Source organism: Methanosarcina sp. 2.H.T.1A.6 (assembly GCF_000979455.1).
In the GTDB taxonomy this organism is placed as follows: domain Archaea; phylum Halobacteriota; class Methanosarcinia; order Methanosarcinales; family Methanosarcinaceae; genus Methanosarcina.
This window is the reverse complement of the sequence record NZ_JJOY01000031.1, coordinates 1-25,193: the sequence shown is the minus strand read 5'-3', so window position 1 is coordinate 25,193 and position 25,193 is coordinate 1. Positions and strand designations below refer to the sequence as shown.

Below are 25,193 nucleotides of genomic sequence, written 5' to 3'. Positions count from 1 at the left end.
GCACTCAGCTGGATACATGCCTCAGGATGAGATTAAAACTCAGATTGGATGAGATTAAAACTCAGATCAGTACTGCAAAGTCAAAGAAAGGGGAAAATCGAAAATGAAAGAGTATACACTTGAAGAACTTTCAGAGTACAACGGGAAGAACGGCAAGGTTTACATCGCCTATGCCGGCCAGGTATACGACGTATCAAACAGTTATCTATGGGAAGACGGCACTCACCAGGGGCTCCATGATTCAGGGCAGGACCTCTCGGAAGCAATGGACAACGAAGCGCCCCACGGCCCTGAAGTTTTTAAGGATTACCCTGTTGTCGGAACTTTGAAAAAATAAAAAGGCTTTGTAATGAATGGTTTTGACAAATGATTTGAAGGTTTCAGGAAAATTCAGGAAATAGCAAACAAGAGGGAGTTGTGAGTATGAAAGATGAGATAGCATCCGTAATTCCTCAGGACCTGGAAGAAAAGGAAGGGGAAACCCCTGTAGAGAAGAAGATAGGGCTCGAAAAAAAAGAACTGCTAGAACAACTGAAAGAATTTTTTGAACCTCAGCCCCTTGCCGTCCTGGCAACTCAAAACGGAACAGCGCCTTACGTGAGCCTTGTTGCGTTTGCCTCGGATGAAAAGCTCAAGTATATTCTGTTTTCGACCACGAAAGCAACCAGGAAATACTCAAATTTGTCAGCAAATCCTTCAATTTCCCTGTTGATTGATAACAGGAAGAACACAATCGAAGATTTTCGGGACGCAATGGCTGTAACAGTGCTGGGAAAAGTAGAGCCCGTCGAGGACTTTGAGCGCAGCATAATGGAAAAAATATATCTGATGAAGCATCCTTACCTTATGGATTTTTTGCATTCGCCCACAACGGCTTTTCTGAAAATCCGGGTAGAAAAATACATTGTTGTGACCCGTTTCCAGCATGTTGTTGAAGTTTCGGTTTAATATATTAATTCGGTTTGATATATATAATCGAACCTTTTTCGATTTAATCAGATATTTAGAGATATAATCAGACATTTAAAGATATAAGTATACATTTTCGATTTAATCAGACATTTAGAGATATAATCAGACATTTTTCTATTCAGGTCTGATATTTTTAATGGAGAGGGGGTTGATTACGGGAAGGTGGATCATACCTATTGAAGAGATCCGGGAAAATACCGGAAAAGCCTGCGGAGGAAAAGCTTCCGCCCTTGGTATACTGCACAGGAAGGGACTGACCGTCCCGGCAGGTGTTTGCATCTGCACTGAAGCTTACGAGGCATACGTTGACAGGACAGGGCTCAGGGGCAGAATCCTCCTTGAACTCAGCCGAAAGCCCTTTGAGGAGATGCGCTGGGAAGAACTCTGGGATATTTCTGAAAAAATAAAGCACATGTTCACCCGGACTCCCTTTCCCGGGGAAATGGAAAAGGAACTGGAAGAAGGGCTTGCCAGTCATTTTGGAGATAAAATAGTTGCAGTCAGGTCTTCTGCCCCCGGAGAAGACAGCGCAAAGACCTCTTTTGCAGGTGTGCACGCCTCATATGTCAATATCCGTGGAGCCCGGGCTATCCTGCGGCACCTCCGCCTTGTATGGGCTTCCCTCTGGTCGGATACGGCCCTCCTATATCGAAAAGAAATGGGGCTTGATATTCTCAGCAGTGCAATGGCTGTGCTGGTTCAGGAAATGATAGAGGGAAGAGTATCTGGAGTTGCTTTCGGGGAAAATCCTGATAACGAATCCGAAGCCGTTATCGAAGCTGTGTACGGGCTTAACAGGGGGCTTGTTGACGGCACTGTGGAGCCTGACCGCTGGACCCTTGCCAGGCAGACTGGAAGCATAAAAACTCACATGCCGGCTGAAAGGGAAAAAGCGGTGTTTGCAGGAGGAGAAGGTTCGGAACTTAAAGCCCTGCCAGAAGCTTTTCAAAAAACTCCTCCTCTTACCCCTGCTGAGGTCCTGGAAGTCTTTGAACTGGTCCGAAAAGCAGAAAACCTGTTCGGAGTTCCCCAGGATATAGAATGGACCTTCCGGGACTCAACCCTTTATATTCTCCAGGCAAGGCCGATAACCACTATCCTGCGGGAAGACAGGGACGAAAAACGGCGCTGGTATCTGAGCCTCAGGAGAAGTTTCGAGAACCTCAAAGAGCTCAGGAAAGCCATAGAGGAAAAATACATCCCGGCCATGCAGGCAGAAGCCAGGGACCTGGAAAGAGAAAATATTGAAAGACTGTCAGATTCTGCTCTTGCGGGGGAAATAGAAAGAAGGGCTGAAATCTACAGGAAGTGGTATGACATTTACTGGGAGGAGTTCATACCCTTTGCTCACGGGGCCCGCCTTTTTGGAAAAGTCTATAATGAAACCATAAACCCCGAAGACCCCTATGAGTTTGCAGACCTCCTTTCCGGGACTGAAATGTTAAGCCTCGAAAGGAACCGAAAACTTGAGGAAATTTCCGAAAAAATCCGGAAGAGTCCAGAGCTTATACAGTCGATAAAGGAGCAGATTGAAGCTGAGGAAACTGCCCCGGAAAAAGAGAGCAGGCCTGAGCCCGAGATAGTACCTGCGGGGGAAACAAGACCTTCGGATACAGATACCCGACATTCAGACACAAATAGAACTGAGCTTGAAGGAAGACCTGAAATTGAAGCTGAGGGAAAAGCCTTAACTGAATTTAAAGAAGAACTTGACTCTTTTATATCCAGATACGGAGGGAGCTATTCTGAAAGTCCCGGAGCAAAAAAAGGCCTTTACAGGCTGCTCCTTGAGATGGCCCTCCATCCCCCGGCCCCCATGCCTGCAGAAAAAATAAGCAGTAACCGTATGCAGTACCTGAAAGAAAAATTTATATCCGGCTTCGAAGACAAAAATAAGCAGTGTGCATCCGAACTGCTTGACCTTGGCCGTGCGAGCTACCGCCTCAGAGATGATGACAACATCTATCTCGGGAAAATAGAGGCTGAACTCAAAAGGGCGTTTTTCGAAGGCAGAAAAAGGCTAATTGAAAGAGTTCACGAAAAAGCCAGGCTTCCGGAAGAAGCTCAGGCTTTTTACGCCCCGGAACTCGCAGCAGAGCTAACAAAAACTCTTCGAGACCCTTCTTATAGCCCCAAATGGAAAAAACCGCCGCTAAAGTCGAAAATCCTCAGGGAAAAGGTAAAGCCAAGGCAGCTCCTGGGAAACCCTTCCGGGCGAGGAGTAGCCGAAGGATTTGCAAAAGTTATCCTGAAAGAGACCGACCTTTTCAACCTGAAAGCAGGGGAAGTCCTTGTCTGTGATGCCGTAGACCCCAATATGACTTTTATCGTGCCCCTTTGTTCCGCAATTGTGGAGCGCAGAGGAGGAATGCTGATCCATGGGGCAATCATTGCACGAGAATATGGGATTCCCTGCGTTACCGGCGTCCCGGATGCAACAGAGCTCATAAAAAACGGAGACTACCTCGCAGTGGACGGATACCTGGGGATCGTCACGGTGCTGAAAAGGCGGGAATGAAAGAAATCCGAAAAATTTTTAATTCGCCGCCTCACAATCAGCAGCCCAGCCAATCACCGGCATTAAGTATAACTGCGATAAACCCTTTCTCCCTCTCCATGCTCATAGGACTCACAGGTACGCCGGGTACGGGGAAAACCTCGGTAAGCAAGCTTCTAGAAAAAAGAAGGCAGTGGAAGGTAATTCACCTTAACGACCTTATCAAACAAGAACACCTCTACACCGAAGTTGATGAAAAAAGGGATGCAGTAGTTGCGGATATGGAGCTTGTCCAAAGCCGCCTTCCTGAGCTTATTAATGAAATGGAAAAAGGATCCGCAAACGAATTAGTAATTCTTGAAAGCCACCTTGCCCACTATATTGCTGATACTATTATCGTCCTCCGGGCATACCCGCCGGAACTGAAAAACAGACTGGAGACACGCGGCTACTCGGAAGAGAAAATCAGGGAGAACACTGAGGCGGAAGCTCTCGATGTTATCCTGGTTGAGGCTTTTGAGTGGTGTGATATTGTTTATGAGGTTAATACTACAGGAAAGAGTGTTGAAGAAGTAGAGCAGGATCTCGAAAAAATCATAGACAACATCTTAAGTGGAAACGAAAAAGAAATGCCGGAGTATAAACCCGGGTCCATTGACTGGATTGACCTTGTTCCTTGATTGTGTAAGGAAAAAGCAAGGGAAACGGGGATTAAATCCCCGGAAAATTAACACTTCACTGTTCCCTTAAAATGTTTATTTGCAAGAGCACTTTGTACATGTAGAGGTCTTGGAACATGTAGAGGTCTTAGAACATGTAGAGGTCTTGGAACATGTAGAGCAACTGGTACTGCATTTAAAATTCAGTGTTACCTTTGCAGTGTCATAAGCTCCGTACCTGTTTACTGCCTTATATGTGAAACTATCACTTTTTTTAGAACAGGCAACTGGCTTTACATAGCTAAATGCACCATTGCTTTTCATCAGCACTTTGCCGCCTTTTGCCGTAGTGATGTACCCGGTAGTCACAACTTTGAGGCCGGATCCTTTGTCATTAGCCAGTACGTTAAATGTCTTGGATGTCTGGCTGGCAGGTACTTTGTAGGTATCAGATATCGCATCTGTTTTATATTTACTTGTACTGCTGCTACTACTGCATGCTGCTCCTGTCATTGACAGGACAAAAAAGACTAATGTGAAAATACACAGTACCTTCATCCATTTATCAAACGCAAATTTTAGCATTATTACATCCTCCATAATAGTCACTTAATCAGAAATATTTTAAAGATGTTTGATTTCTAATCCGGTTTTTACTGTTTAATAAAACATACACTTCCAGATTAAAAAACAGGATTTTAAAGAGTAAAATATATTGCTATGATTAAGCGATTTTTAGGTGTGTTTTTGCAACAAACGGTTTTAATATAAATATATAGTTTAGAATTTAGGCATACTGAGATATTTTTCAATATAGTATAATCACCTAGTGCATTTTCGAGATTATGCTCATTTACAAATAAAACCAATACGTAAAATACAGGTTAAAATTTAGAACACATCATCCTCAAAAGGCAAATAGATAATCGAACAGATATTGAATAATATTAGAGAGTATGCTGAATGAAGATAGTTCCCTCTTTTATAAAAATTTTTCGATTAGAGAGAAAATATTGTGATATGTGAGGGCATTAACTTTTAAATGTTATTAATAAAATAAATTAAGAATATGCTGGTATTTAGAGGGCTCAAAAGAACCATTAAATGGAAAAATGATAAAAAACCATTATGAAATAAAGCACTATAAAAAAAGCATTATAGAGAAAAGTAAGAAAAAAGCATTATAGAGAAAAGTAAGAAAAAAGCATTATAGAGAAAAGTAAGAAAAAAGCATTATAGAGAAAAGTTGTTATCGCTTGCAGAAACATTCCTGAGACGGGTTACTCCATCGACATCTTTGATTGCTTCTACAACAGGTTTCGGGACAAGGTGCTCCCACTTTTCTCCCGCAATCATCCGCCTCCTGATTTCAGTTCCAGAGTACCTTTCCCTGATATAGAGTGGGGACTCCTTAACGCAGAACCCGGCTTCCCGGAAAAGCTGGATGACGAGAGGATTGTTTGAGTACACCACGTCAAAACGAGGGGTTCTGGATGCGACGTGGTGGACCCAGATAGAGTTATACCTGACATCTTCGATGGGTAGGACGTAATGACGGATAGGAAGGTGCTCAAGCGCATTATAGAGCATCAGTACCCTTTCCCCTGCAGTAAACGGGTCGGTGGCTTCATGGCTTTTCTGGGCACTTCCGATGCCTATAACCAGTTCATCCACCTCTTCTGCAATCCGCGTAATTACGGCATGGTGCCCGAAATGATACGGCTGAAAACGTCCTATATAGAAAGCTCGTGTCATTCGGGTCCAACCTCAAATTTGTACTGGTTTTCTCTTATTGAATTTAATTTTAGACTTCAGATCTTTTCGTTGTGGATTCCAGTCTCAAAGCTGAACTTTTCGCAGACTTCGAGGAAGTGCCCGGCATTGCCCTTACGCTTCATATCGATAAGCTTTCCGACAAGTTCGAGGCCCGGCTTGGGGTCTTCCATGATCTCCATATCATCGCGGACCATATCGAAGTACTTCTCACCGATATCGGTTCTGATAAAGACCGAGTTCCACCCGTCAGGAGCCCCGACAGAACCTACTGAGATATCGGCAAAGACCGAAGTATAATCACAGCAGTGGTGGCAGGGGTTTCGGGCAAACTTGGCCACTTCCTTGATAGGCACGGAGTGAACCTCGCCATCATCGGTGTAGACCCAGAACTTACCCTTGGTAAACTCCATCTTCCGGATGTCTTCGACCTTTACCTGAAGGATTTCAGGAATGATCTTCTCAAGCATGACCTCATGATGGAAACTTTCCATACAGAGCAGTCCGACAATGAGCACGATCTTTTCGTTTACATTTTCCCGGATCAACCGTGCTGCATGAGTCTGACAGGGCACTCCAACAACTGCGATCCGATCGTACTTTTCGAAAGCTTCCCTGAGCGCGGCAATCACGGGGTCTGATGTGTACTTTGTACCTCTTGTCCGTTCCACATCTTCCGCGCTTGTCAGCAGGACCACTTCAGGTTCCCAGTTTTCATTTCTGGTAATCCCAACTGCGCAGTCGATTTTACCCTGCTTGAAGAGAGATTTAAGGATACCGCTGGCTACTCCTCCGTCCTGGCTGCCTGCATTGTCCTTTGACCTTGCACCAAAGAACTTGCGCACGTTTGCAAGCTCGTTCTCGATGAAGCCGTCCACTACCGGACAGACACGGCTACAGGTTAAGCAACCTTCACAAACCTGGTATCCGGCCCCTTTCTCATACAGGCTCAGATCGTTCGGATCTCGAATTTCTGCCGCCTTCTTTACGGTAACAGCTCCGATAGGACATACGGCCTCGCATGCCCCACAGGCTGCGCATACGTCATGTTCGATGACTTCTGCAATCTTTGGTGGCAATCAGTTACCTCCAATGCCTTGATAAACTTGCCTTATCGGCAAGATGTTTTTAAAAATATAACGAAATAAATTAAAAATGGCTATGCAAGATGTAATAAAAATTACATCTTTGCAATGATCTCTTTGCCTATAAGCTTTATTGCTTTTTCTTTGTCAGGACCGATAGGGGATCCGGCGACAATCTGGGTTACTCCGATTGCCTCAAGGTCCTTAATCCTCTTCATGCAATCATCTGGAGTTCCACAGATTGCAAAGGCTTCGATCATCTGGGGGGTAACAAGTCCGCCCATGAGGGAACCGAAGTCTCCCTTGGCAATAGCTTCACCGATCTGCTTCTTGGCTTCGACCGGGATGCCATGGCGCTCAAGAACCAGGTCAGGGGAGCCCGCAACGATAAAGGCGACAACTACCTTTGCAGCATTAATTGCTTTTGCAGGGTCTTTGTCAATGGAGAAACAGGCGTATGCGGTAACATCGACTTCACTTGGATCACGGCCGGCTTTTGCGGCACCCTTGCGGATCTGTTCCACAGCGACCTCAAAGTCCTTCGGGTGAGAAGCGTTGATCAGGACACCGTCTGCAATTTCACCGGCAAGTTCGAGCATCTTGGGACCCTGGGCACCCATATAGATAGGAACGTTTCCAACTTTGAAAGCAAGCTTTGCGCCTCCGAACTTGACCATTTCGCCGTCCATGGAGACTTTCTGGCCTGAAAGGAAACCTCTGATAGCCTGGATTGATTCTTTGGTGGTTGCAAGAGGCTTTTCCCATGCAATGCCCATGGCATCGAAAGTTGCTTTGTCTCCGGGTCCGAGACCGAGGACTGCCCTACCGCCTGAGATTTCAGCAATTGAAGCAATGCTGGATGCTGTAATTGCAGGGTTCCTGGTATAGGAGTTTGTAACACCGGAGCCGATCTTGATGCTATTGGTGTTCAGAGCGAGAACGGTAAGAGTGGAATATACGTCACGGTTATTGTAGTGGTCAGTGATCCAGACGTAGTCGAATCCCTGCTGTTCTGAAAGCTTTGCGTAGTATGCGATCTTTAAAGCAGGATCGGCCGGTACAAATTCTATTCCGAACTTCATCTTTGATAACTCCTTTTAACTACTGCTTAATGGCTAGATGGGTCTGTTATTCGCCCCATATATAAATATGTTATAAATTATAATTAACATCAATTATAATTGAGGTTAATTACAACCTTCAACTAGAATTCATATAACAGTATTTAAGAATCTATATATAATTAACTGTATTAAATGAAATGTATATAAAAAACTTGATAAAACGATTTCTCAAACAGTTCTTTAAATTGAAGACCTGTTCAAGACCGGTTTAAGACCTGTTCAAGACCTATTCAAGACCTGTTCAAGACCTGTTCAAGACCTGTTCAAGACCTATTCAAGACCTGTTCAAGACCTATTCAAGACCTGATTCATTCAAAATGAAATAATCAAACCTTATAAACCTTTTCCAGAACAGGACATTTTCAAGCCATATTTCAAACGGTACTGATAAGGTGCAGGAAAAAGAATAATTAGCTTATTTTAAAGGAAGTTTTAATTCTGGAACTAGGAAAAGGTTTATATTATAAAAATGTGGGGTGCCGAAATTTGCAGAGTTTACCCTGGTTAGCAAGTGACAAATATTGGGTTTACAGTTAACGAAAAGAGGAGAAGAAAACACCTTAAAGCCCAGGATAAAGATGTATGAAAAAAATAAAACCGATTTGGATAGAAGGAAAAAATTTATGTTACGTTTTTAAAAATCCTTACAATTATATACAAAGAATGGTTAATATATAGGAGTGTTGATAAAATCCGGAGTGAGTACCAGGAATTACGGAGCATGGGAAAAGCCCGCTTAAAAGTTTTGATAATTTTAAACTAAAAACAGGAGGTGAATTAGCTATGGCTGTATCCAGAAAAGGAGAAAAGTACCGATGTGAGATCTGCGGCAATGAAGTAATCGTAACAGAAGTCGGAGGCGGAACGCTTGTTTGCTGCGGAGAAGACATGACCCTCATAGAAGAATAATAAAAGAGTCAGAAATTTTCTCATATGATAAATTTATGAGATCTAAGACCTGAAAATTTTCGGATAAAATACGAATAAAAACAGGATTTCTTGATTCGGAGGGAAAGTGATGAAATGTTATGAATGCGCCATAGAAGGTAAAGATACGGACGCCGTTGGGATTTGTATTGTATGTGGGAGAGGGGTTTGCAAAGAGCACCTTATCCACGAGGAAACTCCTGCGTGGGAAGGCGACTATCCTGTTGAACTTAAGCCTGACCGGGAACACATCAAAAGAATTGTCTGTATTCCCTGCCATGAAGCCCTGAAAGAAAACTGTCTGTTTAATGACGTTTGTTGAGGTGGCCTAGAATGCTGAAATGTTACGATTGCATTGAAGAAAATAAGGATAGTGAAGCAGTAGGCGTTTGCATCGTCTGCGGAAAGGGCCTCTGCATGGAACACATCAAGCAGGTAGAATTCCCCATGAAGGGAGGAGGATACCCGCTGCCCCACAAGACTCTAAAGAAGGGCCTTCCAAGGATGATGTGTAAAGAATGCATCGGTACCATTCTTGAAGACGGGTTCTGCGTCTAAAAAGACGATTGTGCATATTAATATATATGCCAGGATTAATACTTAATATAAATAATTAATATTAATAATCCATATTATTATTAACCAATACCAATTGGTAGTAATATGGTAGTAATATAACGGAGTAAGGAGACCAGTAGGATGACAGAGCACAAAGAAATAATTGAGAGTATGGGAGAAAAAATGGGGTTCACTCCTCAAATTCTGGAGACGCTTGGGGATCTTGATCCGGAATTCCTGCACAAATACCGAAGATGTGACCACAAAATACTGACAGATGGAGCCCTTCCGGCCAAGATGAAGATCCTTATGGCCCTTGCAGTTGTGGCATCGAAGCAGTGTGAGTCCTGTACCGTATCCCAGATGAAAAGTGCGCTCAAAAACGGGGCTACCAAAGAAGAGATTATGGAGACGATGGAAGTCATCTTCATCACCTCAGGTGCTCCTGCCGTGGCTGCATGCAGGAATGCTCTTAAACTGCTGAAAGAAATGTGAAAGCCACATTTAAAATAAATAAAAAACTACATTCCAAAATTATATTTTTTTAAATCAAAGTTGCAGTTAAAGTTGCAGTGGCACACCCCTCTGCAAGTAAAGGGTTATATTCGCGCCACTAACTCACTGTTCCTTAAAATTCGACTGAAATAAGCCAGGAGTGGAAGGAAAAAATAATGGCTGAAGAAAAGATAAACAAACCGGCTGACTCTAAAAACCTGACAGAAGGGGAAAAGAAGCACGTCCCGGCAATCCATGTGCCAAAAACAATCATTGCAGGAGAGTCTTTTGATGTGATTGTGGAGGTGGGACTTATTCCTCATGTGATGGAAGAAAAACACCACATCGAGTGGATCGAACTCTACCTCAATGACAAAAAGATAGGAAAAGTAGAGCTATCCCTGCACAAAAACGAGAAAGCTGAAGCCATATTCACAGTTGAGGCAGATAAATCCCTAGCAGAAAAGGAAAGCAAACTCCGTGCTCTCGAAAGCTGCAACATCCATGGGCTCTGGGAAGAGTTCATGACCATCAGGATGAGCTAAAGAGAAAAACTAACAGGGAAAAGGGTGAGCTAGATCTTATCACCATAAGAGTAAGTGAAAACTATAGCGTGTGAAGAGTGAACTTGCAGGGTATACGGAGAAAAAAATCCTCACCCATGAACTTGCGCACCCGAGAAAAAACAACACTCACGGCCTCTTGAAATATTATCAGTGAGTTAAAATTAGATATCCGGGGAAAAAAGTAAACGTGCACCTGGAAAACCTGAAAACCTGAGGACATAGTCTGGGGGAACGTCAGTGAAAAGCACGGAACTTCTAATTCTAATTACTACTATTTTTTTTGCAGGACTCGTATGTGCATCTACCGGCGCTGCAGAACCAGGCGGACCTGGAAACTTTACATCGGACCAATTTTCGAAATCCGGCATCTGTTCCAACTGCCACGGGAGCAGCTTTGGAGAATGGGATGGCTCAATGCATTCGAATGCGGACAGCGACTTTTTTTACCAGGCAATGCTTCAGGAATACGGTGTAGCTGCAGAAGCCCAGGGTCTTTCTCCTGAGTTTTGCTCTCGCTGCCATACGCCCATAGGAGTGGTTTCGGCTGAAATCCCACCCCTCGACGGATCTCGCCTGAGCGAGGTTTCAAAAGAAGGAGTACAGTGTGATTTCTGCCATTCAGTTGCCGAAAGCGAGGGGATAGGAAACGCTCCCTATGTCCTTGAGCCCGGAGATGTAAAATGGGGAAACAGGGCCGATGCAGAGTCTCCTTCCCATGAGATCGAAGCGCATGAGTTTTATAACGAGTCCGGGTACTGCGGCATGTGCCACAATATCTACCATCCGGTAAATAATTTGACTCTTGCCGCCACTTATACGGAATGGGAGGAAAGCGCATATGCTGAAGAAGGAGTGACCTGTCAGGCCTGCCATATGACCCCCGGAATCGTCGGCTTCGAAGAAAACCCTGGAAAAGCTGCCTCAACAGGCCCGGAGAGGGAACATGTGTATACCCATAACTTTGTGGGCGCAAACGCTTTCGTAACAGGCATTATGGGGGAAGGGAGGCACGAAAAAAGAGCTATTGAGTATCTTCAACACGCTGCAGAGCTTGAGGTAACAGCTCCTGCTTCGGCAGAACCGGGAGAAAATGTGGAAATTGAGGTAGAGATTACAAATACAGGGGCAGGACACAAAATTCCAACCGGGGTTACTGAAGAGCGGGAAATCTGGCTTGAGCTTATTGCACTGGACGGTGAAGGAAAGGAAATATATCACTCAGGGGAACTTGACGAAAAGGGGATAATTGACCCTCGAGCAACGGTCTATCACACGGTTTTTGCGGACTCTGAAGGAAACCCCACAGTAAAAGTATGGGAAGCAGAAAGTATCCTTTCCGATAACAGAATAAGCCCGAAAGAATCTGTAGTTGAAAAGCATTCATTCATAATGCCTGAAAATGCCTCCAATCCTATCAGCACAAAGGCGGTTCTTCACTACAGATCGGCTGCTCAGGAGCATATTGACGAGCTTTTCGGTGAAGGAGCCTATTCAGTGCCTGTAATTGATATGGCAGCGTACCCCGAAGAGGAAAAATCCTCAACTCCAGGCTTCGGGATTATCGGAACAGGAATTGCACTCATTCTGGGTAGCGCCTTCAGAAGGCTTAAGAGATAAAAAGAAAGAAAAAAAGAAGACAAACGTTAAAAATTAGGCTAAAAGCATTCAGGCATAAGATTATTGCCCAGAAGACATACTATCATATAGATATATTTAAGCAGATGCTTAACTTTTGATATTAGCTTTTATTTTAGACACTTAGCGTTTATGAGAAATACAGGCGAGGGGACATGCAAGAAACCGAAACCAAACCAATAAGGATTCTGGGAATATCGGGAAGCCCCAGGAATATGGCGACTGATTTTCTGGTTCAGGAAGCCCTGAAGATTGCAAAAGAGAAATATGGCGCAGAGACGGACTATTTCTCCTCCAAAGGGAAAAAGTTAAACTTCTGCATTCATTGTGATTTTTGTGTTAAGAAAAAGGAAGGCTGCGTCCATAAAGACGACATTGCGGCTGAGCTATACGACAAAATGATCTGGGCAGATGCCTGGATTATAGGCACTCCTGTCTATCAGGGAACCGTAAGCGCCCAGACAAAAACGATTATGGACCGCTGCAGAGCTGTCGTCGCCAGAGACCCAAAGGTCTTTTTAAATAAGGTCGGAATGGGAATCGCGGACGGAGGGGACCGGATAGGCGGGCAGGAGCCTGCTATCCAGACTATTCTTAACTTTTATGTAATTAATGAAATGATCCCTGTTGGAGGGGGTTCCTTTGGAGCAAACCTGGGAGGGACCTTCTGGTCAAAGGATAAGGGAGCAGAAGGGGTTTCAGAAGATTCGGAAGGCATGCGGAGCCTTAAAAAAACCCTTAAGAGGCTTATCCAGACAGCCTTACTCGTAAAGACAGCTGCTTCCGTAGAAGAGTCTGAAACCCCGGCACCCGAAAACCCTGAAGAAGAAACAAATAAGCAGTAAATTAGCAAGGATGGACGTAAAGGGTAAGAAATTCAGAAATCCGATTAAAAGTAAGATCATCAGGATAATAGGTCATCAGAAATTAGATTGAAACCTTAAGGAGGATGTTATTTTGGTAGAACCGTTAGGCAAGAAAGTTAAACGCATAGCATGGGGAATTACAGGTTCCGGAGACCAGATGATTGAAACCTATAGTATTCTGGTGGATATTAAGAACCAGACAGGCGTTGAAACAATGGTTTTCTTGTCCAAAGAGGGTGAAACCGTGATGAAATGGTATCACCTGTGGGACAAAATCCAGAACGATTTCCCTAACTTCAAAGTCGATGCAGGCCCCAACTCCCCATTCATTGCAGGCCCACTGCAGATGGGACATTATGATTTCCTGCTCATAGCCCCGGCAACTGCCAATACAGTGGCAAAGATCGTGTACGGGATTGCAGATACCCTTGTTACAAATGCAGTTTCTCAGACCGCAAAAGGAAAAACACCTATTTTCATCCTGCCTGTAGACCAGAAAAGGGGAACTGTAAAAACTGCTGCACCCAGCGGGAGAGCATTTGAGCTAAGTATGCGCGAAGTAGATGTTACAAACTCGGAAAAACTTGCGCAGATGGAAAACATAACCGTACTTGCCAGTCCCTATGAGATTTATGATGTATTTGGACTTGAACGGCCTTCTGAAGATATAACCTTGAAGGTGAAAGAACAAAAGAAACACAAAACTAAGAAAGAGACCGGAAATTAAAAACTTTAAAAGTAGGAGAAACCTGAAAAAATAAGGTTCTAAGGGGGTAAAAGGTATGAAGAGTTCATATCAGGATACAGTAAAGGAAGTAAGAAATCTTAAAGGGATTGAAGAAGCCATAGCTCTGGCAATCGAGAGGGAAATAGAAGCAAGGGACTTCTACCTGCAAAAGGCTACCTTAATGGAAAACCCAAAACTCAAGGAACTCTATGAGCACCTGGCAAGCGAGGAAGTGAAGCATATTGGCTACCTCGAAGGGTACCGTGATAAAAAAGAACTGCCCGCGATCAGCACGGAAGTCCCAAGTGGGCAGTCTTTCAGCCCTGAATTTGATGTCAGCCGAACAAAAGTGGGCGAGATCACCCCTGGAGATACAGGCATTCTTCTTGCGGCCATGAGACATGAGAGAAAGAGCGAGGACTTTTATTCGGAAATGGCAAAAAGAGTCGAAGACGAGACTCAGAAAAAGTTCTTTGAAATGCTGGCAAGATACGAAAGAGGCCACTACGAGATTATTGACAGCTACCTTGAATATATCACTCAGTTTCGGATGCAGACATGAAAAACCGGGAGGGCTGTGAAGATATGGAACTCGAAAAAACCGATGGAGCTGTCGAACTTGTGAGGGGAGTTTACTGGGTAGGGGCAATTGACTGGAACGGCAGGGACTTTCACGGTTTTACCACTCCTGGTGGGACAACCTACAATTCCTACCTTGTTGTTGGGGAAAAGACCGCCCTTATCGATACCGTAAAGGCTCCCTTTGCAGGGGAAATGCTCAGGCGTATTACCCGGATAATCGATCCTTCAAAGCTTGACTACATTGTAGTAAACCATATGGAACTTGACCACGCAGGTTCCCTGGCAGAGCTCAAAAAACAAACCGATGCAAAGATCCTCATTACGAGAAGGGGCGTTGACATCCTTAAAGGCTACTTCAGAGACTCGGGCAGCGAGAACTGGGACCTTGAGGTTGTGCAGACCGGCGACCAGCTTGACCTTGGAGGAAAGACCCTCATGTTCCTGGAAGCCACAATGCTGCACTGGCCTGACAGCATGGAAACTTTCCTGAAAGAAGACAGGATCCTCTTCTCAAATGACGGTTTCGGACAGCATATAGCCACCTCAAAGAGGTATGATTTCGAAGTAGGGGATGTTATCCCGGAAGCTGCCGAGTATTATGCAAACATACTGATGCCATTTCACATGCCGCTTCTTCGCTTTCTGGGAATACTGGAAAACATGGGAATAGAGCCTCTGCAGATAGCCCCTTCCCATGGAATCATATGGAAACAGGACCTCAAAAAAATCCTTGAGGCATACAGGGCATGGGCTAATGGGGAAGTAAAGGAAAAAGTGCTTGTCATATACGACACTATGTGGGGCAGCACGGAAATAATGGCAAACGAGATTGCAGAAACTGTCCGGGAAGCAGGAGTTGAGGTCAAACTTCTTAATCTCCGGAAAAACACCCGGAGCCATATAATGAAAGAGATGCTCGATGCAGCTGCCTTTGCAGTGGGCTCACCGACCCTTAATAACGGAATCTTTCCAACAGTCGGAGACTTCCTTGTATACATAAAAGGCCTGCGCCCCCAGAAGAAAAAAGCTATGGCGTTCGGGTCATATGGCTGGGGAGGAGGAGCAGTAAAAACAATAGAACAGGAATTAAAAAATGCAGGAATAGAGGTACTGGAACCCGGACTGCAGGCAAGGTACAGGCCATATGAAAAAGAACTGGAGAAATGCAGAAAACTTGGAGAGCAGCTTGCAGCTCTTGCAAAAGAACAGTAAACCAGTTTCCCTCTAGTTTTTTATTTTAAACTCATTTATTTTAAACTCTTTTATTTTAAACTCTTTTATTTTAAACTCATTTATTTTAAACTCATTTATTTTAAACTCTTTTTTGAGGTACCCTTATCCTCCGGGGAATTTATCAGGAGGCTCTTTCTGACCCCCCTTTGAGATATTTTCAGGTCTGGTAACCATATAGATTTTGAAACCTCCATCTCCTGGACTCCATCAAAAAATACTTTCACCCTGCTTGGCGGAGCTTAATAAATACTGAAGTAGTTTTTGGAAATAGAGGTGAATACAATGGAAGAGATATTCAGAGGACTGGTTGAACGCGCTCAGTACTATGAACAGTTTGAAAGCTTCAGAAACACAGACATTTCCGGACAGTTAAGGGATATACCGGGAATGAACCTGAAGATGAAAGTTTCAGTACCGAACATGTAAGGCCAGAATTGAGTTAACAGTTGTATCAGGAATAGTAAATCAGGAATAGTAAATCAGGAATAGTAAATCAGGAATAGTAAATCAGGAATAATAAATCAGGAATAGTAAATCAAGATAGTAAAAGCTGCAAACCCTCTATGAACAGGCGGAATGTTGAGATTCATTTCTCAACAAAAAAATCAGACAAAGAAGAAAATAAAGAAGAAATAACAGAAAGAAAAACAGAAATAATATACCTAAAAATTTACAAGAGAAAATAAGGGCAAAACGGAAATTAAATTAAGAAGAAGTGAAAGAAAAAACATAAAAATTGAATGTAAGTGAGAGGAAAGAAAAGCAAAAATTAGTAAGAAGTAAGGGAAATAAAACAAAACTAAAGGGGAAGGGGGGATTTTCCTTCAAAAACGAAGGAAAATATAAAAAAGTGAAAGCTGAAGATCACTTTTCAACCGTTTCCATTTCAGCCTGAAGGTCCTGACCCAGTTCCACGTTATAGAAGTCTCCACTGGCAGGAAGCTCCATGAAGAACGCTCTGGTAATATCGAGAGCAGCATCTCCGTTTTCCATCTCAAGATCCAGGACATGCCCACCTGCACTTCGGTCCCCTGTAATGAAGTGAAGGTGATACCCCGGCACATTTACACCTTTCACGTACTCAGGGGCTCTGAATCCTACCAGTGTACCGCTTATGTTTTCAAACTCGAAGACCGACTGGGTGGATACAGCATCCGCAAGTTTGGGATAAGGTTTTTCCTGTTTTGGTACGCTTCGTGCTTTTATGTAAGAAAAATTCCCTTCAACCCGGACCGCATAAAAAAGGTTTTCCGAAGGCAGGTTAAGGTCAAGGAAGTCTTCAAGTTCGGTAAGGTTTGCAGGCTCCTCAAGCCGTAAATTATCATCGGCTTCAAAGTAGGTGACAGTGGCAAAAGGAGTTGTCATTTCCCCGGATACAGGATAGGCAATTCCATCTGTTTTTATCTGATAGTAATTGCCATCAAGGGCGAGCATTTCCCCTTCGAGCCCGTCAAAGGTTCCTATACCAAAGTCCCCATGGGTTTCAAGTTCCGCAACTGGCAGAACCCCATCATAAACGCCCTGAAGAAGAGCGTCAATTGTTGAGACCTGATAGAGAACGTCAATTTCACTACCGCGAATACCTGAAGCTGAGTCCGCATTGCTCTCAATATTGTCGGGTTTCTCAATATTGCCGGATTTTTCGGAAAAGTCATCGTCATGACTGGTGCAACCGGAAACAAAAGTAACTGAGAAAAGAATTAAAACAATCAAAAAACTTTTTTTATTCATGTATAGTCCTCACCGGATATTTAGTAAGAATTCTTGTTAGTGATATTATAAATTTTTTTAGTATACTTAGAGATGAACTTACAAATATTTAGAAAATTGAAGATAGAAGTTCTGTATGGGCGAGGAGAGTGACTTGGTGAGTTATTATTATAAGTTTGGTATTGAGAAAGCCCGGTATTGGGAACAGTTAGGAACAGTTAGGAACAGTGCTCATATTTTATAAAATAATGCCAGCGAGGTTCAAGCGAAATTAAACAGGGGTGGATGAGTCCGGAAGAAAAAACAGTTATTGAGCTCCTCTTAATATTCAAAATTTGCTTCTTGAACCCTGTACTTCAAACAATTGATCAGCTCCTGATCATGAAAGCAATTCCGAAAACTCTTATGACCAAGAATTAAATAGCTTTTGGGATGAACTCATAAAGAACAGAAACAGGGAAAAAATAATTGAGAATTAAATAAAAAGAGAAGGTCGGGTGAATAACTTTATATTGACCCTCTGAGGCAGATTATTCTTTGACCAGTATAACTCTTGCCGGAGCTCCGTCCGCGTCTATAAGAAGAGGCAAACCCAGGAACGTATATTCCCCTTCGTGAACGCCAGCAAGGTTGAGGCCTTCAAACAGAGTCATGTTATTGATAAGCAGTTCATGAACCTCGTCGTCCCCTTCAAGCTTTTTGACTCTGAGGTAGTCAAACCCCAGGGTCTTGACTCCTGCATTGACAAGGTATTCGGCTGCATCCATTTTCAGGTGCACGTAGTTCTCACGGAATTTCACGTATCCAAGGGTAGAGTTTCTGGTCTTGAGAAGCACTATGTCCCCAGGACCGATTTGAAACCCTTCAAGATCCTGCCTGTGGATCTCTTCTTCCACATGGACAAGGTCAAAAACCCTGCATTTTCCATAAAAGCTTTCAAGAGGCAGGGATGCAGCTCCTTCTTTTCCGTCCCGAACATGCAGCCTTGAATCAACGTGCGTGCCTATGTGACTTCCCAGGGTCAGAATAGACTCATTTACCCTATCCTTCGGTACGGATGCATACCTCTCGATCAAAGGTTTCGGATTTCCGGGATATACAACCATTCCTTCAGTAATAAGCTGTGAAACATCGAAAAACTCTGGCAGAATAAAACCCCCCGTTACTCTTAAGCAAAGCTTCCAGTTACTTTGCATAATCAAAAAATAGATGTAAAGGTATAAAAATACCCGCTTGAAGTAAAGGAAAAAGCCTTATTCAGCCTTATTTCAATGCAGTTTAGTTTCAACCAGCTTATTTCAGTGCATATTTCACATATTCTGCAACCGCATGCCCCACTTCCGCAGTTGTTGAAGTTCCTCCCAGGTCAGGAGTAATAATATTTTTCTGAAGCACATCGGCTATTGCCCTATCAATGATCGAGGCTCCGGAGTTGCCCATCCATTCAAGCAGCATCTTCACGCAGAGGATGGCAGCAAGCGGATTTGCAATGCCTTTTCCTGCGATGTCCGGCGCACTGCCGTGCACGGGCTCGAAGAAGGCGTATTTTTCCCCGATGTTGGCGCTCGGGACAAGCCCCAGGCTTCCGACAAGAGCCGCACACATATCACTCAAAATGTCCCCGAAGATGTTCGTTGTGACAACAACGTCGTATTTTTCGGGGCGCATCATAAGACTGTAAGCCATTGAATCAACCAGCGTGTCGCTGTACTCCACCCCATGTGAACTGGCAACCTGCCGGCAGACATCAAGAAAGAGCTTGTCGGACTTCAGGACGTTGGACTTGTGGACAATGGTCAATTTGTTATTTCTCTGCTTTGCAAGCTTGCAGGCGTATTCTGCAATCCTCTCAGAGCCTTTTCGGGTAACTACCCTTTTTGTCCAGGAAAGGTCAGGCCCTATTTCCTCGATCCCTGAGTACAGCCCTTCAGTATTTTCCCTTACAATGATAAAGTCGAAATCGTTTTTTCCGGTAACACCCTTTATGCCGGGGAGGGGTTTTACAGGCCGGACATTGGCATATAGGTCCAGTTCCTTCCTGATGGTAAGAAGCACGCTTTTGTAATTAGGATCAGGCACAGTAGTGACTGCCCCGAAAAGGACTGCGTCACACCCTTTTATGGTTTCTATGTCTTCTCCTGACATTGCAATCCCGGTTCTTTCCCACCTGGCATAGCCCAGTTCCAGGGGCACTTTCTCAAGCTCAAGCCCAAAAGCATCAAGAACTTCCACAGCCGCAGGGATCACTTCCCTGCCAATCCCGTCACCTTCGATTACCGCCAGTTTCATGATACTGCATCATGGCTTGAAGTATATGAATCTGGCGTAACTGTTTAAGATTCCAAAGTTGATCTTTTAGATCCAGAAAGCAGAGTTTTTAGATCCTGAAAACAGATTTTTGGAGTCCAGAAAAAAGAGTTTTCAGATCCAGAGCAGGTGTTCGGCCAGGATTTTCCCGCCAAGTCCTATAAGGATCAGGCCGCCAAGGATTTCAACTTCATGTTCAAAGAAATGTCCTATCCGGTAGCCGAGGATTGCCCCTAAGAAAGACATAAAAAAGGTCACGCAGCCTATGATAATAACGGGCTCAAGAATAGGTGTCTTAAGAAACGCAAAACTAATTCCAACTGCAAGAGCGTCTATGCTTGTTGCAACTGCAAGCAGGAAAAGCAAAGAATAGTTAAGGGAACTTACCTTTCCTTCCGGGCTTCCGTAAAGTGCCTCATAAATCATTTTGCACCCGATAAAGGCAAGAAGCCCGAATGCAATCCAGGGGGCATAGTCTGAAACAAAGCCGCTTACTACGCTTCCCCCAAGCCAGCCCAGCACCGGCATGAAAGCCTGAAAGCCCCCGAAAAAAACAGCCAGCTTCAGGGCATCATTGAGCCTGAACGGCCTTATCGTTGTACCGCTGGACATGGAAACTGCAAAAGCGTCCATTGCAAGCCCGAGCGCTAAGAGGAAACTGGTTAGAAAAGACATTTGTTACTCCATTTTCGTTTTATATAGGGTTTTCCGGGAATGTCAGATTTTCCGGGATAATAGAATCCCTGGCACTTAAAGGTACCTGTAATGCACTTAAAAGTGATTGCAATGCACCTAAAAGACCCTGAAATAAATTTAAGTGAAGGGAGAGGGGGGCTGAAACTATACTTACACTTTTTCCTCTGAACCTTTCCCCCTAAGCCGGTTCACAAGCTTCCGGACCGCTTCAACAACCTGGAATTCCGATGCCCCCCAATGGACAACAGCCCCTTCAAAGCCATTGATTGTGACAAGCCCTGATTTTTCAGACCTGCAGCAGCGCGTAATAAAGGATTTTGAGGGCACAACTATTTCGGACTTGAAAGGACAGATATTTACGAAGGAGTAATCAAGTTCCGGAAAACGCATTTCAAAAAGGGTCTTTGAGATCTCACACCCTACGAGGAGATGTCCGTTTTCGGTCAGCACGTCCGAGTCCAGACATTTCCCCTCAAGCCCCGATGCGCTACAGGGAAAAACTGTATTTTCTCCTTCGAACTGCCTGAGGTCAATTATCTTTTCAGTAAACCTGACCTGCAGATCCCCGAAAATTCCGCTGGCTTCAAGCCTCCTTACAACCTGGGAAAGCCAGGACGGCTCCGGGGGAGCAACGTCAAGGATCTCTATTTCAAGGATGCTCGAAGGATCAGGGTCATGGACAATTGTGACATGCCTGTCTACACCCGTAAAAATGACAGTGTTCACCTTCCCTGTGCAGAGCTCTAATGCGGTCTCGATCAGGAGGGAACGGTCTTTTATGTTTAATTCCCTGTCATACCTGATCACCTCATCTCCGGAGGCAAGCAGTTCGAGTCTCTCAACCTTTCTGAGAAGCCCTTCTCCACTTTTAATTACATGGTAAACTGCATACTCAGAGCTGCCGGTTTCGGGATTTTCTCTTTCTTCGATCAGGTACTCCGTAAGGAAATAAATTAACTCTTCAGTGCCTGTGGGAAAAGCTTTTGTTACTCCCACATGTTTGTACTCATCAGGAAAAATCATAGGTATCGGCTGTTTGAGTAATTACTGGATCTGTTCGGCTTCTCGGACTCGACCCTGTTTCTTGTAAGTAATCTTGCTCAATCAAGTTCGTTACTGTATATTAAGCAATTATTATTCTTACTTAAGCAGTTATTATTCGTTCTGCTGGCTCTGTACTTTTTTTCTATGGGCAACAAGTCCGCCGTCTGTAAGCATATCGAGCAGGAAGTCAGGCAGTTTGTTTCCTCTGAAAACCTCTTTTCCAGGAACTCGGACCTCACCTTTGAGCAGGTCAACTTCGATCTCGTCTCCTTCCTGGCACTCAACATCAGCCTCCATAAGGGGCAGCCCCACGTTTATCGCATTTCGGAAAAAGATCCTTGCAAAGGACTTTGCCACAACACAGGATACTCCCGCATACTTGAGCGCAAGGGGGGCCTGTTCCCGGGATGAGCCGCAGCCAAAATTGTTTCCCGCGACTATGATGTCTCCCTCTTTCACCTTTTTAGCGAATTCAGGATCAATACCTTCCATGGCATGGGCCGCAAAAACCTGCATGTCCTTGGTCCTCAGGTATTTCCCCGGGATAATCACATCGGTATCGACATCGTCTCCGAATTTCCAGACTCGGCCTATGATAGGGTTTTCCATCACAATTCACCTTTGAAGTAGGTTTTTTTAATAGTATATCTAAGTGGCGGATATGTGAAAGAAAAAAGTACAGTAAAAAAATAAAAATAAAAATTGGAAGGAAAAGCAGATGTGCAGAAGGACCTGAACCGCACATCTTACTGTTTTAGACTTTAATTTTAACTGTGGGTCCTACTTTAGACCTTTACTTTTACTTCTTCTCCTTTTAATACTGCTTCTTCACTGACTCTTACTTCTGTAGTCGTATTCCCATAACTTACTACATAAGCACCTGCCGGAGCAGTATCGAACTGGGTTTCCCCGGAAATGGGACCTTCGGTTGAATAGGGCACAGTAAACTCATACCTGCCTTCGGAATCCGAAGTTGTCGACTGGGAATAGTCAAAGGTCCTTCCCTGGCCCGTTAGAATTGTCGTGTTTATATTAACAGTCTCGTTCGGGGAAACAGTTCCGGTTATTTTTGCACCCTTAACATATTCGAAAATTTTGACATAACCAGTATCTGCCTCAGGGATACTGCCTCCAAAGAGATAGTTGTACACCTGTTTGTACCCTACTTCCTGAGTCTGATATGCCCAGGTCTCATGGACCAGCCGGTACTGCTTCAGGCCGTTTCCGTCCAGAATATGCAGCCTTGATTCCATTGAGTTGAAGTAGCGGGTACTTGGCAGGGACTGATATCCGCTCCCTGTCCAGTAAGACTGATAGTATCCTTCGGAATCAAGGGTCCAGGCTGTCATCGCATAGAACTTGCCTGTTGCCATTTCAACGTCTGAGATAATATAACGGGCTCCGGCTTTATCCGGGTCCGGGTCAACGGCTTCAAGCACTGCAGTTGCTTCTTCTTCGGATTGGGCTGTAAAGAAAGTGGAAGAACCGGGCTTGTTTTCTTCGTCTATGCTCCCTCTGCGCCCTCCAATTCCAGCCTGGAATGGATTTGCATTTGGTATTCTGTGCCCAATCGTTTCTATCCAGTGTCCGTAATCCCACCAGGACATGATTCCATATGCAGTGTCCGGGTAATCGAAAAGTTCTCCGGCCTCGGGAGCTTCATAGATTGCATTGTAATCCATACCCAGGTCAGGAGTATAGGATTGGAGCCACGTGGTAGCTTCGATCCAGGGTCCATTGGGACCGCCAGTACCTTTTGTCATTTCCATTGCGGATCCGTATACGGGTAAAATAAGAACAACTACGATGATCAGGACTGCAATAACCTGTTCTATTTTAACAAACTTCAAAAATCCCGGGATATCTGCCAGAGATTTTACATTACTTTTAAACTTCTCATTGAGCTGGCTCCATTTTACCTTTTCAAGTAGCAGGCCTCCTACAAAGGCGCTGAGGACTGCAACATTTACCGAATAATAGTAGGCAAAACGGTTCTGTCCATAGATTGCGAGCAGCATCAAAAGGCTCCAGACAAGAACCAGAACTTCTTCGGGTTTCGGTTTTCTGACCAGGTTTACAGCAAGCAAAAGCATCCCCAGGACTGAGGCTAAGAAACCGGTGGCTGTGAAATTATCAAAGGCTCTTGAGAGGGTGAAAACGCCGCCGTAATAGAATATGGAAGAAGCTTCACCGATTGTAGATGCTCCGCCGGTTTTGATCCCGAAAATTGCTTCAGGAGCGCCTATTACCAATGAATATAGAGGTGGAACTACAATTTTTGCTAATAGCAGTCCCAGAATAATAATTCCGAATATTATCAGAGGATAATAATATGCTTGAATTTTTCTTTTTTCTCTCTCTCTTTCAATGAAACTCAAGGTCATGAAACCGACTACTGTCCCTAAAGGAGTAACAACATGGAACCATGAGTAATAATACATCGAAAATCCCATTTCAGGATGAACAAACGGAAGTATAAGTATCGCACTTATAAGAAATGTGACTATTCCTGTTATCCCGAGATAATCACTTGATTCATTACGGAAATTGTTCAGAATATACTGGAACAGAATATAAACTAAAATGACGAATAAGAATAGAGAGGCGCCAGGCCATGCCAGCTGGTAAGCCGAATACATCACACCTGCCATCACAGAACATATCAAAGGTTCTTTGAGGGTATTCAATTCTTTATTTATCACATGTTCAAAACGCAGCCCTTTTTTCTTTGCAGAAATCACTGCCAGCATGAAGTACATCATGAAAAAAGTACTAAATAAAGTCTCAGCTACATGGTGGTCCGTGAAGCCTATAACGGACCGTGATAGAAACTGTCCCGGAGCAAACGCAATTAAAATAGCAGCCAGTATTCCTGTTTTACGGCTTCCCAGAGATTTCCCAATATAATAAACAGGAATGACGGTAATTGCTCCGAGTACTGCCGGGAAATAAGCCCCTACCCCGTTAACAAGTTCCGGGCTGGGATTGCCCATCCCCAGAATCAGAGTAGTAATGGCGATCATTTGATCAAACAATGGACCGAAATGTATGTAACTCCCGTAAGGATAGTTGGTCATGGGGTTGAAAAACATCCTTTGGGGGTAGTTTTCAATAAGGACATTTAAAGTCCGCATATGATACCAGGGATCATTGCCCCCGAACCTTACAAACCCATTGGATAGGAACACCGAATCATAAGGACGTGTTCGGATCCATAGGGCTACAAAACCAATTACTGCAACTGCCAGAGTATAAGGCAAACTGGATTTTATTTTAGATTTAAAAGTTGATACAGGACGATCCTGAGAACTCATAGTAATCTCCTTCGGGAGGTACATTTTGTGATAAATATATAATATATATAATATATAAGTTATGTGATAGTGGAATCGTAATATATAAGTTATGTACTATATAAGTTATGTAAGAAGAAAAATCAAATAGATTCAAATGCAACGGTTTATGATTCTAATTTTACTTTTGATAGAACTTCAAAGCTCTCGCCGCAAAACTGATTCAAACAGCTTTCTGGATGAATCCACTAATCCTGAAGGGATAAAAAGTTCCTTTATAGTAATTACATAGTGACCATCGATTTTTTTTCAAGACATCTCCCTCAGATATAATAACACGTTTTTTAAAAGACGTGCAATATGCACAATTACACTTTGAGAAACCCTAGACCTCTAAAGTAACTTTTTTAATAGTATATCTAAATAACGGACAAAATAGAAGAA

Annotated in this window: 27 protein-coding genes; 16 read left to right on the top strand and 11 right to left on the bottom strand. The window is 43.8% G+C overall.

Translation table 11 applies throughout. From position 1 onward, the window contains the following. The first annotated feature begins 103 nt into the window (after window positions 1-103). The 4 genes from EO98_RS09420 (at window position 104) to EO98_RS09405 (ending at window position 4,149) form a co-directional block, all read left to right on the top strand. Window positions 104-337, top strand: a complete 234-nt coding sequence (locus EO98_RS09420) for a cytochrome b5 domain-containing protein (protein WP_048137110.1) — start codon at window positions 104-106, stop codon at window positions 335-337. Window positions 338-423: 86 nt separating this feature from the next. Then, window positions 424-948 (top strand): pyridoxamine 5'-phosphate oxidase family protein, encoded by a 525-nt coding sequence (locus EO98_RS09415; RefSeq protein ID WP_235283039.1) that lies wholly within the window; start codon window positions 424-426, stop codon window positions 946-948. A 172-nt stretch (window positions 949-1,120) separates the two neighbouring features. Continuing rightward, window positions 1,121-3,490, top strand: a complete 2,370-nt coding sequence (locus tag EO98_RS09410) for a PEP/pyruvate-binding domain-containing protein (RefSeq protein ID WP_052734412.1) — start codon at window positions 1,121-1,123, stop codon at window positions 3,488-3,490. 98 nt (window positions 3,491-3,588) lie between these two features. Continuing rightward, a complete protein-coding gene (locus EO98_RS09405; protein ID WP_048137189.1) occupies window positions 3,589-4,149 on the top strand; it encodes an adenylate kinase family protein in 561 nt (186 codons plus the stop codon). A gap of 75 nt (window positions 4,150-4,224) precedes the next feature. Here EO98_RS09405 and EO98_RS09400 read toward each other — a convergent pair whose 3' ends face one another. The 4 genes from EO98_RS09400 to mer form a co-directional block, all read right to left on the bottom strand. Next, window positions 4,225-4,728: an Ig-like domain-containing protein gene (locus EO98_RS09400; protein WP_200895860.1), complete on the bottom strand. Its 504-nt coding sequence runs from the start codon at window positions 4,726-4,728 to the stop codon at window positions 4,225-4,227. A gap of 633 nt (window positions 4,729-5,361) precedes the next feature. Continuing rightward, a complete protein-coding gene (locus EO98_RS09395; RefSeq protein ID WP_048137107.1) occupies window positions 5,362-5,883 on the bottom strand; it encodes a nicotinamide-nucleotide adenylyltransferase in 522 nt (173 codons plus the stop codon). A gap of 56 nt (window positions 5,884-5,939) precedes the next feature. After that, window positions 5,940-6,980 (bottom strand): F420H2 dehydrogenase subunit FpoF, encoded by a 1,041-nt coding sequence (gene fpoF, locus EO98_RS09390; protein ID WP_048137105.1) that lies wholly within the window; start codon window positions 6,978-6,980, stop codon window positions 5,940-5,942. A gap of 101 nt (window positions 6,981-7,081) precedes the next feature. Beyond that, window positions 7,082-8,068, bottom strand: coding sequence for a 5,10-methylenetetrahydromethanopterin reductase (gene mer / locus EO98_RS09385; RefSeq protein WP_048137103.1), 987 nt, complete (start codon window positions 8,066-8,068; stop codon window positions 7,082-7,084). 825 nt (window positions 8,069-8,893) lie between these two features. Between mer and EO98_RS09380 the strand changes: the two genes are divergently transcribed. From EO98_RS09380 to EO98_RS18420, 12 genes are all read left to right on the top strand, one after another. Further along, window positions 8,894-9,019 carry a desulfoferrodoxin FeS4 iron-binding domain-containing protein gene (locus tag EO98_RS09380; protein WP_048135747.1) on the top strand — a complete coding sequence of 42 codons (126 nt, stop codon included), beginning with the start codon at window positions 8,894-8,896 and terminating at the stop codon, window positions 9,017-9,019. A 109-nt stretch (window positions 9,020-9,128) separates the two neighbouring features. Continuing rightward, window positions 9,129-9,359 (top strand): DUF2180 family protein, encoded by a 231-nt coding sequence (locus tag EO98_RS09375; RefSeq protein ID WP_048137101.1) that lies wholly within the window; start codon window positions 9,129-9,131, stop codon window positions 9,357-9,359. 11 nt (window positions 9,360-9,370) lie between these two features. Then, the gene (locus EO98_RS09370; protein WP_048137100.1) at window positions 9,371-9,595 is read left to right on the top strand and encodes a DUF2180 family protein; all 225 of its coding nucleotides are present in this window, start codon (window positions 9,371-9,373) and stop codon (window positions 9,593-9,595) included. Between the two features lie 141 nt (window positions 9,596-9,736). Then, window positions 9,737-10,090 carry a carboxymuconolactone decarboxylase family protein gene (locus EO98_RS09365; protein WP_048137099.1) on the top strand — a complete coding sequence of 118 codons (354 nt, stop codon included), beginning with the start codon at window positions 9,737-9,739 and terminating at the stop codon, window positions 10,088-10,090. Window positions 10,091-10,266: 176 nt separating this feature from the next. After that, on the top strand, window positions 10,267-10,635 hold the full coding sequence (locus tag EO98_RS09360; RefSeq protein ID WP_048137097.1) for a class II SORL domain-containing protein: 369 nt from the start codon (window positions 10,267-10,269) through the stop codon (window positions 10,633-10,635). Window positions 10,636-10,893: 258 nt separating this feature from the next. Next, window positions 10,894-12,273, top strand: coding sequence for a multiheme c-type cytochrome (locus EO98_RS09355; RefSeq protein WP_048137096.1), 1,380 nt, complete (start codon window positions 10,894-10,896; stop codon window positions 12,271-12,273). A 173-nt stretch (window positions 12,274-12,446) separates the two neighbouring features. Next, window positions 12,447-13,136 (top strand): flavodoxin family protein, encoded by a 690-nt coding sequence (locus tag EO98_RS09350; RefSeq protein ID WP_048137095.1) that lies wholly within the window; start codon window positions 12,447-12,449, stop codon window positions 13,134-13,136. Between the two features lie 112 nt (window positions 13,137-13,248). Further along, window positions 13,249-13,884, top strand: a complete 636-nt coding sequence (afpA, locus tag EO98_RS09345) for an archaeoflavoprotein AfpA (protein WP_048137093.1) — start codon at window positions 13,249-13,251, stop codon at window positions 13,882-13,884. A 55-nt stretch (window positions 13,885-13,939) separates the two neighbouring features. Continuing rightward, window positions 13,940-14,446 (top strand): ferritin family protein, encoded by a 507-nt coding sequence (locus EO98_RS09340; protein ID WP_048137089.1) that lies wholly within the window; start codon window positions 13,940-13,942, stop codon window positions 14,444-14,446. Next, window positions 14,443-15,678: an FprA family A-type flavoprotein gene (locus EO98_RS09335; RefSeq protein ID WP_156161090.1), complete on the top strand. Its 1,236-nt coding sequence runs from the start codon at window positions 14,443-14,445 to the stop codon at window positions 15,676-15,678. Before EO98_RS09340 ends, EO98_RS09335 begins: the two co-directional genes overlap by 4 nt. Window positions 15,679-15,981: 303 nt before the next feature. Next, window positions 15,982-16,125 carry a hypothetical protein gene (locus tag EO98_RS18425; RefSeq protein WP_156161089.1) on the top strand — a complete coding sequence of 48 codons (144 nt, stop codon included), beginning with the start codon at window positions 15,982-15,984 and terminating at the stop codon, window positions 16,123-16,125. Window positions 16,126-16,435: 310 nt separating this feature from the next. Next, complete coding sequence (locus EO98_RS18420; protein WP_156161088.1) at window positions 16,436-16,594, top strand: hypothetical protein; 159 nt, start codon at window positions 16,436-16,438, stop codon at window positions 16,592-16,594. On the opposite strand, the gene budA is transcribed toward EO98_RS18420, so the two are convergent. The 7 genes from budA to EO98_RS09300 all read right to left on the bottom strand — a co-directional run bounded on the left by budA (window position 16,564) and on the right by EO98_RS09300 (window position 24,770). Then, the gene (gene budA / locus EO98_RS09330; RefSeq protein WP_048137087.1) at window positions 16,564-17,430 is read right to left on the bottom strand and encodes an acetolactate decarboxylase; all 867 of its coding nucleotides are present in this window, start codon (window positions 17,428-17,430) and stop codon (window positions 16,564-16,566) included. The two genes, EO98_RS18420 and budA, sit on opposite strands and share 31 nt — an antisense overlap. Before the next feature lie 509 nt (window positions 17,431-17,939). Beyond that, window positions 17,940-18,605 carry a cyclase family protein gene (locus tag EO98_RS09325; protein ID WP_082098553.1) on the bottom strand — a complete coding sequence of 222 codons (666 nt, stop codon included), beginning with the start codon at window positions 18,603-18,605 and terminating at the stop codon, window positions 17,940-17,942. A 97-nt stretch (window positions 18,606-18,702) separates the two neighbouring features. Continuing rightward, window positions 18,703-19,698, bottom strand: a complete 996-nt coding sequence (locus EO98_RS09320) for an isocitrate/isopropylmalate dehydrogenase family protein (protein ID WP_048137083.1) — start codon at window positions 19,696-19,698, stop codon at window positions 18,703-18,705. Between the two features lie 132 nt (window positions 19,699-19,830). Continuing rightward, entirely contained in the window at window positions 19,831-20,391 is a 561-nt protein-coding gene (locus EO98_RS09315; protein ID WP_048137082.1) for a manganese efflux pump MntP family protein, read from the bottom strand. Window positions 20,392-20,562: 171 nt separating this feature from the next. Continuing rightward, a complete protein-coding gene (locus EO98_RS09310; RefSeq protein ID WP_048137081.1) occupies window positions 20,563-21,435 on the bottom strand; it encodes a hypothetical protein in 873 nt (290 codons plus the stop codon). 132 nt (window positions 21,436-21,567) lie between these two features. Next, window positions 21,568-22,065: a homoaconitase small subunit gene (gene hacB, locus EO98_RS09305; RefSeq protein WP_048137079.1), complete on the bottom strand. Its 498-nt coding sequence runs from the start codon at window positions 22,063-22,065 to the stop codon at window positions 21,568-21,570. A gap of 176 nt (window positions 22,066-22,241) precedes the next feature. After that, window positions 22,242-24,770: an oligosaccharyl transferase, archaeosortase A system-associated gene (locus EO98_RS09300; protein ID WP_048137078.1), complete on the bottom strand. Its 2,529-nt coding sequence runs from the start codon at window positions 24,768-24,770 to the stop codon at window positions 22,242-22,244. Window positions 24,771-25,193 lie beyond the last annotated feature (423 nt).

Coding starts and splice junctions, on each gene's coding strand:
- EO98_RS09340 (WP_048137089.1), top strand. CDS start 13,940: ATGAAGAGTTCATATCAGGATACAGTAAAGGAAGTAAGAAATCTTAAA.
- EO98_RS09380 (WP_048135747.1), top strand. CDS start 8,894: ATGGCTGTATCCAGAAAAGGAGAAAAGTACCGATGTGAGATCTGCGGC.
- EO98_RS09420 (WP_048137110.1), top strand. CDS start 104: ATGAAAGAGTATACACTTGAAGAACTTTCAGAGTACAACGGGAAGAAC.
- EO98_RS09310 (WP_048137081.1), bottom strand. CDS start 21,435: ATGATTTTTCCTGATGAGTACAAACATGTGGGAGTAACAAAAGCTTTT.
- EO98_RS09415 (WP_235283039.1), top strand. CDS start 424: ATGAAAGATGAGATAGCATCCGTAATTCCTCAGGACCTGGAAGAAAAG.
- EO98_RS09370 (WP_048137100.1), top strand. CDS start 9,371: ATGCTGAAATGTTACGATTGCATTGAAGAAAATAAGGATAGTGAAGCA.
- EO98_RS09405 (WP_048137189.1), top strand. CDS start 3,589: ATGCTCATAGGACTCACAGGTACGCCGGGTACGGGGAAAACCTCGGTA.
- EO98_RS09400 (WP_200895860.1), bottom strand. CDS start 4,728: ATGGAGGATGTAATAATGCTAAAATTTGCGTTTGATAAATGGATGAAG.
- EO98_RS09395 (WP_048137107.1), bottom strand. CDS start 5,883: ATGACACGAGCTTTCTATATAGGACGTTTTCAGCCGTATCATTTCGGG.
- mer (WP_048137103.1), bottom strand. CDS start 8,068: ATGAAGTTCGGAATAGAATTTGTACCGGCCGATCCTGCTTTAAAGATC.
- EO98_RS09350 (WP_048137095.1), top strand. CDS start 12,447: ATGCAAGAAACCGAAACCAAACCAATAAGGATTCTGGGAATATCGGGA.
- EO98_RS09375 (WP_048137101.1), top strand. CDS start 9,129: ATGAAATGTTATGAATGCGCCATAGAAGGTAAAGATACGGACGCCGTT.
- budA (WP_048137087.1), bottom strand. CDS start 17,430: ATGAATAAAAAAAGTTTTTTGATTGTTTTAATTCTTTTCTCAGTTACT.
- EO98_RS09325 (WP_082098553.1), bottom strand. CDS start 18,605: ATGCAAAGTAACTGGAAGCTTTGCTTAAGAGTAACGGGGGGTTTTATT.
- EO98_RS09300 (WP_048137078.1), bottom strand. CDS start 24,770: ATGAGTTCTCAGGATCGTCCTGTATCAACTTTTAAATCTAAAATAAAA.
- EO98_RS09335 (WP_156161090.1), top strand. CDS start 14,443: ATGAAAAACCGGGAGGGCTGTGAAGATATGGAACTCGAAAAAACCGAT.
- EO98_RS09320 (WP_048137083.1), bottom strand. CDS start 19,698: ATGAAACTGGCGGTAATCGAAGGTGACGGGATTGGCAGGGAAGTGATC.
- EO98_RS18425 (WP_156161089.1), top strand. CDS start 15,982: ATGGAAGAGATATTCAGAGGACTGGTTGAACGCGCTCAGTACTATGAA.
- EO98_RS09365 (WP_048137099.1), top strand. CDS start 9,737: ATGACAGAGCACAAAGAAATAATTGAGAGTATGGGAGAAAAAATGGGG.
- hacB (WP_048137079.1), bottom strand. CDS start 22,065: ATGGAAAACCCTATCATAGGCCGAGTCTGGAAATTCGGAGACGATGTC.
- EO98_RS09315 (WP_048137082.1), bottom strand. CDS start 20,391: ATGTCTTTTCTAACCAGTTTCCTCTTAGCGCTCGGGCTTGCAATGGAC.
- EO98_RS09360 (WP_048137097.1), top strand. CDS start 10,267: ATGGCTGAAGAAAAGATAAACAAACCGGCTGACTCTAAAAACCTGACA.